Below are 14,702 nucleotides of genomic sequence, written 5' to 3' on the forward strand. Positions count from 1 at the left end.
CACCCCTCGGGGGACGCAAGTGGCGGATGTGACTACGCCTCGCCCCTGACGATGTCGACGAACATGTGGTGGATGCGGCGGTCGCCGGTCATCTCCGGGTGAAACGCGGTCGCCAGCATCGGGCCCTGCCGGACCGCGACGACGTGCCCGGCCGCGCTGGCGAGCACCTGGACCCCGTCGCCCGTCCGCTCGACCCACGGCGCGCGGATGAAAACCGCGCGCACCGGCCCGTCGAGCCCAGCGAATGGAATGTCGCCCTCGAACGAGTCGACCTGTCGCCCAAAAGCGTTGCGCCGCACGGTCATATCGATCGCGCGCAGCGGCAGCGCCTGCCGGCCCCGGGCGCCGGCATCGAGGATGTCGGTGGCCAGCAGGATCATGCCGGCGCACGCGCCGTAGGCGGGAAGCCCGTCGGCCAGCCGCCTCCGCAACGGCTCGAGCAGCTCGAAATCCAGCAACAGGTGGCTCATCGTGGTGGATTCGCCACCGGGAATGACCAGCCCGTCCACCGCATCCAGCTCGCTGCGGCGACGCACCGGCATCGACTCGGCTCCCGCCTCGCGCAGCGCCGCCAGGTGCTCGCGGGTGTCGCCCTGCAGGGCCAGGACCCCGATCTTCGGCGCGCTCACGGGGAAATCATTGCTTGTGCGGCTGGTATCCGCGCGGGAAGCGGGTCAGACCCTCCTGCATGACCGCCGCGACCATCTCGCCGTACTGGTTGAAGATCTTGCCCTGGCACAGCGCGCGACCGCCGCAGGCCGAGGGCGAGGACTGGTCGTAGAGCAGCCACTCGTCGGCCCGGAACACCCGCATGAACCACATCGCGTGGTCGAGCGAGGCCACCTGCAGGTGCGCGCGTTCATCGAGGTGAGTCACCTGCGCCGAGCCCAACAACGTGAGATCGCTCATGTAGGCCAGCGCGCAGATGTGCAGCACCGGGTCGTCGGGCAGCGGGTCGCGGTGGCGGAACCACACCTGCTGCTGCGAGGCCTTGCCGGGCAGCCGCTCCACGCGCTCCCGCGGCACGATGCGGACGTCCCACTCCTCGAACTGGCGGAACCCGGCGTCGTCGAACACCTTCATGGAGCTCAACCCCGGCAGGCCGTCCGGCGGCGGCGCGGCGGGCATCGCGTCCTGGTGGTTGATGCCCTCCTGGTCGGTCTGGAACGACGCCGACATCGAAAAGATGGTTTCGCCGTGCTGGATGGCGTTGACGCGGCGGGTGCAGAACGAGCCGCCGTCGCGGATGCGTTCGACGATGAAGACCGTCGACGCCGTGGCGTCCCCGGGCCGCAGGAAGTAGCCGTGCAGCGAGTGCACCAGGAAATGCGGGTCGACGGTGCGCACCGCCGACACCAGGGACTGCCCGGCTACATGGCCGCCGAAGGTGCGCTGAAAATATCCCGAGTCCGGGCTGAACACGTTTCCGCGATAGATGTTGACCTCGAGTTGCTCGAGATCAAGGATCTTCTCGATCGACACAGGTTGTTCTTACCAGCCGCGTTCGGCCAGGCGGTGCGGCTGCGGGATCTGCTCCACGTTGATGCCCACCATCGCCTCGCCCAGCCCGCGCGACACCTTGGCCAGCACGTCCGGATCGTCGTAGAAGGTGGTGGCCTTCACGATCGCGGCGGCGCGGTGCTCGGGCGCCCCGGACTTGAAGATGCCGGAGCCGACGAACACGCCCTCGGCGCCGAGCTGCATCATCATCGCCGCGTCGGCGGGGGTGGCGATGCCGCCGGCGGTGAACAGGGTGACCGGCAGCTTGCCCGCCCGGGCCACCTCGAGGACCAGCTCGTAGGGCGCCTGCAATTCCTTTGCGGCGACGTACAATTCGTCCTCGGACAGCGACGTCAGCCGGCGGATCTCGCCGCTGATGGCCCGCATGTGCGTGGTGGCGTTGGACACGTCGCCGGTGCCGGCCTCGCCCTTGGAGCGGATCATCGCCGCGCCCTCGCCGATGCGCCGCAGCGCCTCGCCGAGATTGGTCGCGCCGCACACGAACGGCACGGTGAACTTCCACTTGTCGATGTGGTGGGTGTAGTCGGCGGGCGTCAACACCTCCGACTCGTCGATGTAGTCCACCCCGAGGCTCTGCAGGATCTGCGCCTCGACGAAGTGACCGATGCGCACCTTGGCCATGACCGGGATGGTCACGGCGGAGATGATGCCCTCGATCATGTCGGGGTCGCTCATCCGCGACACCCCGCCCTGGGCGCGGATGTCGGCCGGCACCCGTTCCAGCGCCATGACCGCGACGGCGCCCGCGCCCTCGGCGATGCGCGCCTGCTCGGGCGTGACGACGTCCATGATGACGCCGCCCTTCAGCATCTCGGCCATGCCGCGCTTGACGCGCGCGGTGCCGGTCTGGTTGGCCTGGCCACCATTTGCCTGGGCGGTGTCCACGTCTCTCCTTCGCTCCGTCAATGCCTGCACCAGTCTAGTGGGGGCCAACAAACCGGTTTTTCCAGCTCGGGCGCGGGACCTGTCATATCGTCGGATCACCGAGTCGAAAGAAACGTAGCGATGAATTTCGCCGTGATGCCGCCGGAATTGAATAGCGCGCGCATGTTCGCCGGTCCGGGCCAGGGCCCGATGCTGGCGGTGGCGTCGGCCTGGGACGGGCTGGCCGAGGAGCTGCGCGCCGCGGCGGGCTCCTTCGCGTCGGTGACCGCCGAGTTGGCGGGCGAGGCCTGGGCCGGCCCGGCGGCGGCGGCGATGGCGAGCGCGGCCGGCCCGTACGCGGCGTGGCTGAGTGCGGCGGCGGGTCAGGCCGAGCAGACCGCCGCCCAGGCCCGGTTGGCCGCCGGCACCTACGAGGCGGCGCTGGCGGCCACGGTGCACCCAATTGCGGTGGCCGCCAACCGAACCCGGTTGCTGTCGCTGGTGGGATACAACCTGCTGGGCGAGAACGCCCCGGCGATCGCGGCGGCCGAGGCCGAGTACGAGCAGATGTGGGCGCAGGACGCGGCCGCGATGTCGGATTATTACGCCGGTGCCTCGGCCGCGGTCGCGCAACTGGTGCCGTGGCAGGCGCTGCCGCAGAACCTGGGCAGCGGAAACGTCGGCGTCGGCAACATCGGCATCAACAACGTCGGCAACGGCAACATCGGCATCGGAAACCTCGGCAACGCGAACTTCGGCATCCAGAACACGGGCAACCAGAACATCGGCATCGGGAACACCGGCAATCAGAACATCGGCTTCGGGAACCCGGGCAACGGCAACGTCGGGGTGCTGCTCGTCAACGAGAACCAGGTGGGAGTCGGCGGGCCGACGGCGCTGATCATGGGCGGCACCGGCCTGGGCCCGCTGCCCCGGCTGCACAACGTGCTGGCTTCCGAGCTCTTCATCAATCCGACTCATCCCGACTACAACGCGCAGTTCCTGGTGACGCCCGAGAAGTTGTTCCCCTTCACCGGGCTGGACAGCCTGACGCTGGACCAGTCCGTGGCCCAGGGTGTGCAGAACCTGAACACGGCGATCAACACGCAACTCGCGGCGGGAAACCACGTCATCGTCTTCGGCGGCTCGCAAAGCGCCGTGATCGCCACCGTCGAAATGCGCTATCTGCAATCTTTGCCGGCGGGCGTGCGGCCGGCGCTGGACCAGCTGTCCTTCGTGCTGATCGCCAACCCGGACCGCCCCGACGGCGGGCTGCTGGCGCGCATGCCCGGTTTCTCCATACCGGGAATGGGCTTCACGTTCTACGGCGCGACCCCCACCAACGCCTACCCCACCATCGACTACGCCGTCCAATACGACGGCGCCGCCGACTTCCCGCAGTACCCGATCGATATTTTGGCCGACGCGAACGCCATCGCCGGCTTCCTTTTCGTGCACCCGGCCTACAACACCGTGACCGCCGCGCAGCTGGCGTCGGGGGTGGTCCAGCCGGTGTCGCCGGGGGACACCATGACGACCTACATCCTCATTCCCAACCCGAACCTGCCGCTGCTGGACCCGCTGCGCGCCATTCCCCTGGTGGGACACCCGCTGGCCGATCTGGTCCAGCCGGACCTGCGGGTACTCGTCGAGCTGGGCTACGACCGCACCGCCTACCAGGACGTGCCCACGCCGTTCGGGCTGTTCCCGCAGATCGATCCGGCGACGCTCGGAGCCGAGCTGCAGCAGGGGGCGGTGCAGGGCATCACCAACGCGCTGGCCGACGTCGGATTGCGGCTCTAAGACCTCAGAGGATGGGCTGCGGCACCCCGGCCGCGGCGCGGTCGGCGCCGTCCGCCAGCCGGTTGGCCACCGGCAGCAACTCGCCCAGTTGGCGCGGGTACACCTGCTCGCCCGCGGCGGTCAGCTCGGCGATGTCGTTAGCGTCACACCAACGGGCGCCGTGAATGTAGCTGCGTTCCAGCTCGGTCCGCCCCGCCAGGGACGGCTCGAATCGGCGGGTGCGGTGCAGGAGGTAGAACTCCTCGCTCTCGATCAGCGAGCCGTTGAACTCGAATACCTCGTCGCGCCGCCACACGGGTCCGATCATGTCGGCCGGCTCGACCCGCAGGCCGGTCTCTTCGGCCAGCTCGCGCACGGCCGCCTCGACCAACCGCTCGCCATCGCCCACCTCGCCGCCCACGGTGAACCACCAACGCGGCGCGGCCCCGTCGCCGAATGCCGGGTTGGCCGGGTCCGACCCGCACAACAACAGCACGGCGCCGGACTCGTCGAGCAGCACCACCCGCGCCGACGTGCGGTGGTTGGGCACGCCGCGCTCGGGGTGTGCCAGCGCGTGCGGGCGCTCCACGATCTCGAAATAGCTTGGCAGCGCGGCGGTTCCGCCCAGCCGAAGGGTGCGCACCAAGAATCGCTCACGCAGGGCCAGGGTGTCGCGAACGGCGTCGTTGTGGAAGCGGCGGGCCAGCACGACGCGGGCCTCGGCGTCGGCCAGCTCGGCGATCAGACCCGCCGGCAGCGACGCGGGATCGACCATCGCGAGCGCGGCCGACAGCTCGTTTTCCGCGTTCTCGCGGGCCGCGCGCGGCGCGTGTTCCGCCGCGTCGGCCAGCGCGGCCAGCCGCCTGCCCTCGGCAGAACTCCCATACCCGTCGATCGCCACGGCCCGAGCCACCACCGCGCGTCGGGCCAGCGCCCCATCGAGCGCCTGCCAGGACAGGTCGTAGCGGACGTGCAGCCGGTCGAGCCGGTGGGCGGTCTGGTATGCCCAGCCGGCGAAGGCGACCAGCGCCACCAACGCCACGACGGCGATGACGAGCCACGTCATCAACTGGCCACCTGCACCTTGGCGCCCGCCCCGGCGACCGTCTCGTACACCCGCATGATCTGGCTGGCCACCACCGACCAGTCGTAGCGGTGGACCGCCCTCGAAGCGGCCGCCACGTAGCGTTCGCGCAGCGCGTCGTCGGCCAGCACCTTGACCAGCGCATCGGCCAGCGCGGCGCCGTCATCGACCGGCACCAGCCGCCCGCAGTCGCCGTCGCACAACACGCGCCGGAACGCGTCCAGGTCGCTGGCCACCACCGGCGTGCCGGCGGCCATCGCCTCGACCAGAACGATCCCGAAGCTCTCCCCTCCCGTGTTGGGCGCGCAGTAGACGTCGGCGCTGCGCATCGCCGACGCCTTTCCGGCGTCGTCCACCTGGCCAAGAAAACGGAGGTAGCGAGTCATTCCGCCTGCCTGCTCGCGCAATTCGTCCTCGTCGCCGCGACCGACGATCAGCAACTGCGCATCCGGGTGACTCTCGACCACCCGCGGCAGCGCCTCGAGCAACACCGTCATGCCCTTGCGGGGCTCGCCGTAGCGGCCCAGGAAAAGCACGGTCTTGCCCGGCCGCGGATATCCGTCGAGCCGCGGCGCCGAGGCGAACGAATCGACGTCGACCCCGTTGGGGATCTCTACCGCGTCGGTGCCCAGCGCCTCCATCTGCCAGCGCCGGGCCAGGTCGGAGACCGCGATGCGGCCGACGATCTTTTCGTGCATCGGGCGCAGGATGCCCTGAAAGACCGTCAGGGTCAGCGATTTGGTGGTCGACGTGTGAAACGTGGCGACGATCGGCCCCTCGGCGATGTTCAGGGCCAGCATCGACAGGCTGGGCGCGTTGGGCTCGTGCAGGTGCAGGACATCGAAATCTCCCTCCACGAGCCACTTTTTGACCTTGCGGTGGGTGGCCGGGCCGAACCGCAGCCGCGCCACGGACCCGTTGTAGGGAATCGGGACAGCCTTGCCGGCGGAGACGACGTAGTCGGGCAGCGCGGCGTGCGGGGACACCGGTGCCAGGACGCTGACCTCGTTCCCGCGGGCGCGCATCACCTCGGCCAGCTGCAGGACATGGGATTGCACCCCGCCCGGCACGTCGAACGAATACGGACAGACCATCCCGATTCGCATCAGGTTTCCCTCAACCTCGCCTGCTTGGCGTCCGACAAATCCGCGAGCCACTGCGGCTGCATCATGTGCCAGTCCTCGGGGTGCGCGGCGATGTTCGTGGCGAACTGATCGGCCAGCGCCTGCGTGACGGCCTGGACGTCGCCGCTCGAGGTGTCCACGGGCGGGTGGATCTCGACGGGCCAGCCGTCGGGCTCGTTCCAGCAGTGCGCCGGGCACAGGGCCGCCCCGGTTTCGATCGCGAGCTTCGCCGGCCCGGCCGGCATGCGGGTGGGTTCGCCGAAGAATTTCACTTCAACACCGGTGCGGGTCAGGTCTCGCTCGGCCATCAGGCACACCGGCCGGTTGGCCCGCAGCCGCTCGCAGAGCAGCTCGAACGGCGGGCGTTCGCCGCCGGAGAGCGGGATGACCTCAAAGCCAAGGCTTTCCCGGTACCCGATGAAGCGCCGGTACAGCGATTCGGGTTTGAGGCGCTCCGCGACGGTGGCGAAGGTGCCGTGCGTCTGCACCAGCCACACCCCGGCCATGTCCCAGTTGCCGCTGTGCGGCAGCGCGAGCACCACTCCCCTGCCCTCGGCCAGGGCGGCGTCGATGTGGTCGGCCCCGCGGAACGTCTTGTCGATGCGACGGGCCAACTCGCGGTGGTCCATCGTCGGCAGCCGGAAGGCCTCCCTCCAGTAGCGCGCGTAGGACGCCAGCGAGGCTCGCATCAGCTGGTCCGGCACCTGATCGGGTGGCACGCCGATCACCCGGGCCAGGTTCTTGCGCAACTGATCTGGCCCACCGCCGCGGGCGGCGTAACGCGCGCCGGCGTCGAATGCGTTGCGGGCGGCGAACTCCGGCATCGCCCGCACCGCCATCCACCCGGTGGCGTACGCCCAGTCGCTCATCCTGTCGGTGGTGGTGGCTGCTACCAGGCGACTCACCAGGCGGCGGGGCGCCCCGATCGCGTTGAGGCCGGGCGGGTTCGGGATCACGGCATGGGCTCCGTCGCGCCGGGGGAAGTGCGCACCGTGTGCAGCCGCTGCACGCAGGTGACGACGCTGGCCGCCGCGAGCAGCCACATCGCCACCGACAGCGCGGGCGGCCAAGCGATGTAGGGGAAGTCGGAGATGCCGGCGCCGACCAGCACGATGATCAGCCGCTCCGGACGTTCGATGATGCCGCCGTCGCCGCGCAGCCCGCTGGCTTCGGCCCGCGCCTTGATGTAGGAGATCACCTGCGAGGTGACCAGGCAGATCAGGGTGGCCACCACCAGGAGCTTGTCGTGCAGGCCGAAGGCCGCCCACCACAGCAGCCCGCAGAACACGGCGCCGTCGCTGATCCGGTCGCACGTCGCGTCCAGCACCGCGCCGAAACGCGTTCCGCCGCCTCGTTCCCGGGCCATCGCCCCGTCGAGCATGTCGAAGAGCACGAAGAACCAGACGACCAGCGTGCCGGCGAAGAGCCGGCCCGTCGGGAACAGTGTCAGTGCCCCCGCGACCGCGACGACCGTGCCCAGGATCGTCACGGCGTCGGGCGTCAATCCGACTTTCAGGCATGCCCGTGCCGTGGGAGTGGTGAGCCGCGCGAACGCCGCCCGCGACAGGAACGGCACTTTGCTCATGACTGTTTCGCCCACTCCGTGGCCAGCAGCTGGCGGGTGTCGCGCAGCAGCTGAGGGATGACCTTGGCGCCACCGACGATGGTGATGAAGTTGGCGTCGCCGCCCCAGCGGGGCACGACGTGCACGTGCAGGTGCTCGGCCAGCGAGCCCCCGGCCGACGTGCCGAGGTTCATCCCGACGTTGAAGCCGTGCGGCCGCGACACGTTCTTGATGACGCGAATCGCCTTCTGCGTGAAGGCCATCAGCTCCGCGCTCTCCGCCTCGGTCAGGTCCTCAAGCTCCGACACCCGCCGGTAGGGCACCACCATCAGGTGCCCGGGGTTGTAGGGGTAGAGGTTGAGCACGGCGTAGACGAGTTCGCCGCGCGCGACCACCAGGCCGTCCTCGTCGGGCAGCTGCGGGATGTCGGTGAAGGGCTGCTCGGTCTTTCCGTTATCGCGCTTCATCGGCGCCTCGGCCAGGTAGGTCATCCGGTACGGCGTCCACAGCCGTTGCAGGTGGTCTTGCTCACCGACGCCCCGGTCCAGGATGGTGTCGTCGCGCTCGGAGTCACTCACCGCCGGTTACCTTCACCAGTTCGGCTGTGGGAGTAGCGTTTTCGCGATCGGCGATCCACTTCACGATCGCATCGACGGCGCTGTCCCGGTCCACACCGTTGATCTGCGTGCGGTCACCGAAGCGGAAGCTCACCGCTCCGGCCTGCACGTCACGGTCGCCGGCCAGCAACATGAACGGCACCTTCTGGTTGGTGTGGTGCACGATCTTCTTGGCCATCCGGTCGTCGCTGGCGTCCACCTCGACCCGCACGCCGTGCGACTTCAGCTGCGCGGCAACGCTTTCCAGATACTCGACGTGCTCGTCGGCGACCGGGATGCCGACCACCTGTACCGGCGCCAGCCACGCCGGGAACGCGCCCGCGTAGTGCTCGGTCAGGATGCCGAAGAACCGCTCGATCGACCCGAAGAGCGCGCGGTGGATCATCACCGGGCGCTGCCGCGTCCCGTCCGGGGCGGTGTATTCCAGCTCGAAACGCTCCGGGAAGTTGAAGTCCAGCTGGATGGTCGACATCTGCCAGGTGCGCCCCAGCGCGTCCTTGACCTGGACGGAGATCTTCGGGCCGTAGAACGCCGCGCCCCCCGGGTCGGGCACCAGGTCCAGCCCGGATTCGGCGCCCACCTCGGCCAGCACGTTGGTGGCTTCCTCCCACACCTCGTCGGAGCCGACGAACTTCTCCGGGTCCTTGGTGGACAGTTCGAGGTAGAAGTCGGTGAGGCCGTAGTCGCCGAGCAGGTCGAGCACGAAGCGCAGCAGCGAACGCAGCTCGTCGCGCATCTGGTCGCGGGTGCAGAAGATGTGCGCGTCGTCCATCGTCAGGCCGCGGACCCGGGTCAGCCCGTGGATCACGCCGGACTTCTCGAGGCGATAGACGGTGCCGAACTCGAAGAGCCGCAACGGCAATTCGCGGTAGGACCGCCCGCGGGCCCGGAAGATCAGGCAGTGCATCGGGCAGTTCATCGGCTTGAGGTAGTAGTCCTGCCCCGGTTTGCGCAGCGACCCGTCCTCGTTGTGTTCGGCGTCGATGTGCATCGGGGGGAACATGCCGTCGGCGTACCAGTCCAGGTGGCCCGACGTGTGGAACAGCTGGGCCTTGGTGATGTGCGGGGTGTTGACGAATTGGTACCCGGCCTCGGTGTGCTTGCGCCGCGAGTAGTCCTCGAGCTCGCGGCGCACGATCCCGCCCTTGGGATGGAAAACCGCCAGGCCCGAACCGATTTCGTCGGGGAAGCTGAACAGGTCCAGCTCGGCGCCGAGCTTGCGGTGGTCGCGGCGCTGGGCCTCCTCGATCAGCTCCAGGTGCTTCTCGAGCGCCTCCTGCGACTCCCACGCGGTGCCGTAGATGCGTTGCAGGCTCGCGTTTTTCTGATCGCCGCGCCAATAGGCCGCCGAGCTTCTGGTCAGCTTGAACGCGGGGATGTGCTTGGTGGTGGGGATGTGCGGTCCCCGGCACAGGTCGCCCCAAACCCGTTCGCGGGTGCGGGGATTGAGGTTGTCGTAGGCGGTAAGCTCGTCACCTCCGACCTCCATGATCTCAGCGTCGCCGGACTTGTCGTCGACGAGTTCGAGCTTGTAGGGCTCGTCGGCCAGCTCGGCGCGCGCAGCGTCCTTGGATTCGTAGACGCGCCGTTCGAAGAGCTGGCCGTCCTTGACGATCTGGCGCATCCGCTTTTCCAGCTTGGCCAAATCCTCCGGCGTGAACGGCTCCGCCACGTCGAAGTCGTAGTAGAAGCCGTCGGTGATGGGCGGCCCGATGCCCAATTTGGCTTGCGGGAAAAGGTCTTGGACGGCCTGGGCCAACACATGCGCGGCCGAGTGCCGGATCACGCTGCGGCCCTCGTCGGTGTTGGCCGCGACCGGGACGACCTCGGCGTCGGCGTCGGGCACCCAGCTCAGGTCGCGCAGCTTGCCGTCGGCGTCACGCACCACCACGATAGCGTCGGGCGCGCCGCGCCTGGGCAGCCCGGCCTCACCGACCGCGGCGGCCGCGGTGGTCCCGGCAGGCACCCGGATCGGGTTTGCCGGGGTGGGCTGTGCGGCGGCGCTCATCGGGTTTGGTCTCCAAGGCTGGGGTGCGGTGATTGGTCGTGCCCATGCTATCGGGGCCGAGCAGGCTCAGGGCTGGCCAGGCTTGAGCCGCACGAACAGCGCCTCGGCCTCGGTCAGCAGGGTGTCGCCGTCGCACAGCCGGCCCGACACGAAGATCTTTCGGCCGTCCACCCGGTCGATGCCGGCCTCGAACTGCAATTCCTTCTCGATCGGCACGATGCGGCGGTAGTCGATCTTGAGGTAGGCGGTGCGCTGGCGCGGCCCGCCGGTGATCACCGAGGACGTCAGCCCGAGCACGCTGTCGAACAGCATCCCCAGCGCCCCACCGTGCACGGCGCCGTTGCGCCCGAGGTGAAATCGGGCGAAGCGCGCCCAGCCGTGGATGCGCCCGTCGTCGCCCTTGCTCGCCTTCATCGGGATGGACAGGATGTTGCCGCGCATCGGCAGTTCCATCCGGCGCCCGGACGGCGACTCCCACTCGTCGGCGTCGTACGGGCTCAATAGCGCCGAGAGCTTCTCGAGCTGATCCGCGGCCTCGGTGATCACTGCGTCGGGGGCGTCGACGGCGCGGGCGTGGTCCTGCAGCTTGCGCACGGCGTCGATGAACCGGCCGTAATCGGGGCCGCCCTTCGTCGTCGGATCCGGGGGGTTGAACCCACCGCCAGGGTGTTTGTGATGCTCGCCGGCCACCAGGACACCGTATCGGTGACCTGGAGGACTACCCGTGCTGACCGGAAGGACCCTGAGCGCCGGGGCTGCCGTCGTTGCCGTTGCCACCGTCCTGGGTCGACCCCGCGCCGCCGTCGCCATGGATGCCGAAGCCCCCGCCGCTGCCGCCGCTGCCGCCGCTGCCGCCCGGGCCGGCGGCTCCGTTGGTACCAGGCCCGCCGAACAGGAGCCCGCCAGGCCCACCCACACCGCCGATGCCGCTGCCGCCGCCGTTGCCCCCGGTGCCGCCGGTGCCACCGTGGCCTCCGTTGCCGCCGTATCCGCCGAATCCGCTATTGCCCGGCGCAGCTTGGCTAAAGCCACCTGGGCCGCCCTGGCCGCCCGGACCACCGACACCGCCTAGACCGCCTACACCCCCGGTGCCGGCGATGCCGCCGTCACCGCCCGCGCCGATTAGCCCGGCGGCACCACCATGACCTCCCGATCCGCCCGCACCGCCCGTACCGCCCGCACCCCCGATACCGCCCGCGCCACCAGCGGCACCGTCGCCGGCTGTGGCGGAACCGCCGCCACTGCTCATCGCGAACCCACCAAAGCCGCCGGTGCCGCCGGGGCCGCCGGCGGCACCACTTCCCCCGACGCCCCCGGTACCGCCGGCCCCGCCGGCACCGCCACTGCCAACCAAGAGGCCGCCACGACCACCGTCGCCGCCCGCGCCCCCGACGCCGCCAGTGCCGCCAGGTGCGCCCGCACCGCCATCACCCGCAGACCCGCCGGAGTGGCCGAAGGCAGCACCATGTCCCGACTCAGCGACACCCCCGAAGCCGCCGGCTCCACCCGCACCGCCGGGAGCCAAGGCAACGGTCCCGTTGCCGGCCGCACCCCCGTCCGCTTCACCCGAACTGGTAGCGGCCGTCCCGCCGGCGCCGCCGGCGCCGCCGTTTCCGCCAGCACCACCGGGTCCGCCGCTACCGGCCCGCGCGTTCCCGGTACCAGTCACGTCCGCGCCGCCACCCAACCCGCCGGTGCCGCCGGCGGCGCCAAGTCCGCCATCGGCACCGGCACCCCCGTTGACGCCGGTGGCGTTGGCATTACCGACCACCACGTCGGACCCGGGGGCCCCGGTCGCAGCCGTGCTATTCACCGTCGGGTTGACACCGTTGGCCCCGGTCAACCCCGTGCCACCCTGACCACCAGCACCCCCGGTGCCGAATAGGACTGCATTACCGCCGGTGCCGCCGTGCCCGGGCAACCCGCCGTTGATGCCGGCTAGCGCGGCACCTCCCTGGCCGCCGACCCCGCCGTTGCCGTAGAGCCACCCACCGGTGCCACCGGTGCCACCGGCCGCGCCGGCCCCGCCCATGCCGCCCGTGCCACCGCTTCCGATCAAGCCAGCGGGACCGCCGTTGCCGCCGATCTGCCCGGGCAGGCCGTTCCCGCCGGCACCGCCATTGCCGTACAACAGGCCACCGGCCCCGCCGGTCTGGCCCGGAGCACCGGGCACGCCGTTACCGATCAAGGGCCGGCCCAGCAGCGCCTCGGTGGGGGCATTGATCACGCCCAACACGTCCTGTTCCAGGGTCTGCAACGGTGATGCGTTGGCGGCCTCGGCGAGGGCATACGCGCCCGCGCCGCCGGTCAGGGTCTGCACGAACTGCTGATGGAAGGACGCCGCCTGCGTGCTCAACGCTTGAAAGGCCTGACCGTGGCCGCTGAACAGTGTCGCGATCGCACCCGAGACCTCGTCCGCCCCCGCCGCCAGCACCCCGGTCGTGGAGCCGGCCGCCGCCGCGTGGGCCTCATTCAGGGCAGACCCGATGCTCTCCAAATCCCTTGCCGCAGAGGTCAATACCTCCGGCGCCGCAACCACAAACGACATGTCTTCCCTCCGCCCACGCAGCCGTATTCGGCGCGTCCGGGCGGCGTCACGGCGACGGCAAGCCGCAGCGTGGGGGTGTCGCGGTTGGTGTGACCGTGCCGGCCGCCCGGAGCGCTCGCCGCCCAGTGTGCGGAGTCGGGCGGCCGCGGGATATCGGGAATCTTCCCTATTTTTGGGTGCGGACGGCGGTTACACGGTCTGCTGGGCGCCCGCCTTGGCCAGCGTCTCGAACTCCTCGTCGGTCAAGGTGATCTCGGCGGCGGCGACGTTCTCCTCCAGGTGCGCGAGGCTGGACGTGCCCGGGATCGGCAGCATCACCGGCGAGCGCTTCAGCAGCCAGGCCAGCGCCAGCTGCGACGGGCTCGCGTCGTGCTCGGCAGCGATGCGCTGCAGCGGGCCGTCGGGCGCGGCCAGCGGCCCGGCGGCCAGCGGGAACCACGGGATGAAGCCGATGCCCAGCTTGGTCGCGGCGTCCAGCAGCGGCTCGGCGCCGCGGGAGGCCAGGTTGTACATGTTCTGCACCGACACGATCTCGGTGATCTGCTGGGCGGCGGTGAGCTGATCGACGTCGATCTCGGACAGGCCGATGTGGCGGATCTTGCCCTCGTTCTTCAGCGTGAGCAGCTCGCCCACCTGGTCGGCCAGCGGGAAGTTGGGGTCGATGCGGTGCAGCTGGAACAGGTCGATGGTCTCGACGCCGAGGCGGCGCAGGCTCATCTCGCATTCCTGGCGCAGGTAGCTCGGGTTGCCCAGCGGCACCCACACGTCCGGGCCGGTGCGCAGCAGCCCCGCCTTGGTGGCGATCACCAGACCGTCGTAGGGGTGCAGCGCGTCGTGGATGATCTCCTCGGAAACGTAGGGCCCGTAGGAGTCCGCGGTGTCGATGAAGTTCACCCCGAGCTCGACGGCGCGGCGCAACACCCGCACGCATTCGTCGCGGTCGGCGGGCGGTCCCCACACGCCCTTGCCGGTCAGGCGCATGGCGCCGAAACCGAGCCGGTGGACGGTCAGGTCGCCACCGAGGGTGAACGTTCCGGATGCTTGGGCAACAGTCTGAGTGGTCACCTATACGACCGTACGCTGAACCCGTGGACCTACAAACGCTCGAAGAACTTCCACTCACCTACAAAGAAATAGGCGCCACCGCCAACGGCGAGCTGCCCGACGGCTACGACCACCAGCACAACGAGCGTCAAATCGGCACCGGCCGAATGCGTTTCGAGCAGGCCGGCGACGCGGTCATGCGCTGGGGCATGCAACGCGGATCCGGCCTGCGGGTGCAGGCCAGCACCGAGGTCGCCGAGGTCGACGCCGTCTTGGTGGTGCGACTGGGCTTTCTGCCGGCGCCGTGCCGGGTCGTCTACGTCGTCGACGAGCCCGACATCCGCGGATTCGCCTACGGCACGCTGCCGGGCCACCCGGAGTCGGGCGAGGAGCGCTTCGTCGTGCGCCGCGACCCGGCCACCGACGCGGTGTACGCGGAGGTGTCGGCCTTCTCCCGGCCCGCCGCCTGGTGGAGCAGGGCCGGCGGTCCGGTCGTCAGGGCGGCCCAGCACGTCATCGCCCGGCGCTACCTGCGCGCCGTGTAGC

Annotated in this window: 14 protein-coding genes; 2 read left to right on the forward strand and 12 right to left on the reverse strand. The window is 70.0% G+C overall.

The window, feature by feature from the left end; genetic code table 11:
* Positions 1-32: 32 nt before the first annotated feature.
* The 3 genes from pdxT to pdxS are packed head-to-tail and all read right to left on the reverse strand — an operon-like array spanning position 33 to position 2,406.
* Positions 33-629, reverse strand: coding sequence for a pyridoxal 5'-phosphate synthase glutaminase subunit PdxT (gene pdxT, locus A5712_RS03885; protein WP_068101575.1), 597 nt, complete (start codon positions 627-629; stop codon positions 33-35).
* Between the two features lie 7 nt (positions 630-636).
* Complete coding sequence (gene tesB, locus A5712_RS03890) at positions 637-1,482, reverse strand: acyl-CoA thioesterase II (protein WP_068101580.1); 846 nt, start codon at positions 1,480-1,482, stop codon at positions 637-639.
* 9 nt (positions 1,483-1,491) lie between these two features.
* Positions 1,492-2,406 (reverse strand): pyridoxal 5'-phosphate synthase lyase subunit PdxS, encoded by a 915-nt coding sequence (gene pdxS / locus A5712_RS03895; protein ID WP_068101581.1) that lies wholly within the window; start codon positions 2,404-2,406, stop codon positions 1,492-1,494.
* Between the two features lie 120 nt (positions 2,407-2,526).
* Here pdxS and A5712_RS03900 point away from each other — a divergent pair, with 120 nt between their 5' ends.
* On the forward strand, positions 2,527-4,188 hold the full coding sequence (locus tag A5712_RS03900) for a PE-PPE domain-containing protein (RefSeq protein ID WP_068101583.1): 1,662 nt from the start codon (positions 2,527-2,529) through the stop codon (positions 4,186-4,188).
* A 4-nt stretch (positions 4,189-4,192) separates the two neighbouring features.
* On the opposite strand, the gene A5712_RS03905 is transcribed toward A5712_RS03900, so the two are convergent.
* The 9 genes from A5712_RS03905 to A5712_RS03945 all read right to left on the reverse strand — a co-directional run bounded on the left by A5712_RS03905 (position 4,193) and on the right by A5712_RS03945 (position 14,177).
* Positions 4,193-5,233: an NUDIX domain-containing protein gene (locus A5712_RS03905; RefSeq protein ID WP_068101586.1), complete on the reverse strand. Its 1,041-nt coding sequence runs from the start codon at positions 5,231-5,233 to the stop codon at positions 4,193-4,195.
* A complete protein-coding gene (locus A5712_RS03910) occupies positions 5,233-6,357 on the reverse strand; it encodes a glycosyltransferase family 4 protein (protein ID WP_068101589.1) in 1,125 nt (374 codons plus the stop codon). Before A5712_RS03910 ends, A5712_RS03905 begins: the two co-directional genes overlap by 1 nt.
* A complete protein-coding gene (locus A5712_RS03915; protein WP_068101592.1) occupies positions 6,357-7,331 on the reverse strand; it encodes a phosphatidylinositol mannoside acyltransferase in 975 nt (324 codons plus the stop codon). Before A5712_RS03915 ends, A5712_RS03910 begins: the two co-directional genes overlap by 1 nt.
* Positions 7,328-7,960: a phosphatidylinositol phosphate synthase gene (gene pgsA, locus A5712_RS03920; RefSeq protein ID WP_068101594.1), complete on the reverse strand. Its 633-nt coding sequence runs from the start codon at positions 7,958-7,960 to the stop codon at positions 7,328-7,330. The genes A5712_RS03915 and pgsA overlap by 4 nt, the downstream gene beginning before the upstream one ends.
* Positions 7,957-8,517 (reverse strand): HIT domain-containing protein, encoded by a 561-nt coding sequence (locus tag A5712_RS03925; protein ID WP_068101597.1) that lies wholly within the window; start codon positions 8,515-8,517, stop codon positions 7,957-7,959. The genes pgsA and A5712_RS03925 overlap by 4 nt, the downstream gene beginning before the upstream one ends.
* The gene (thrS, locus tag A5712_RS03930; protein WP_068101600.1) at positions 8,510-10,564 is read right to left on the reverse strand and encodes a threonine--tRNA ligase; all 2,055 of its coding nucleotides are present in this window, start codon (positions 10,562-10,564) and stop codon (positions 8,510-8,512) included. Before thrS ends, A5712_RS03925 begins: the two co-directional genes overlap by 8 nt.
* A gap of 66 nt (positions 10,565-10,630) precedes the next feature.
* A complete protein-coding gene (locus tag A5712_RS03935; protein ID WP_068101713.1) occupies positions 10,631-11,257 on the reverse strand; it encodes a PaaI family thioesterase in 627 nt (208 codons plus the stop codon).
* Positions 11,258-11,282: 25 nt separating this feature from the next.
* Entirely contained in the window at positions 11,283-13,112 is a 1,830-nt protein-coding gene (locus A5712_RS03940) for a PE family protein (protein ID WP_068101604.1), read from the reverse strand.
* Between the two features lie 189 nt (positions 13,113-13,301).
* Complete coding sequence (locus A5712_RS03945; protein WP_068101607.1) at positions 13,302-14,177, reverse strand: aldo/keto reductase; 876 nt, start codon at positions 14,175-14,177, stop codon at positions 13,302-13,304.
* Between the two features lie 23 nt (positions 14,178-14,200).
* On the opposite strand from A5712_RS03945, the gene A5712_RS03950 reads away from it, so the two are divergent.
* The gene (locus tag A5712_RS03950) at positions 14,201-14,701 is read left to right on the forward strand and encodes a DUF1990 family protein (RefSeq protein ID WP_068101610.1); all 501 of its coding nucleotides are present in this window, start codon (positions 14,201-14,203) and stop codon (positions 14,699-14,701) included.
* Position 14,702 lies beyond the last annotated feature (1 nt).

This window comes from Mycobacterium sp. E2327, assembly GCF_001672675.1.
Classification (GTDB): domain Bacteria; phylum Actinomycetota; class Actinomycetes; order Mycobacteriales; family Mycobacteriaceae; genus Mycobacterium.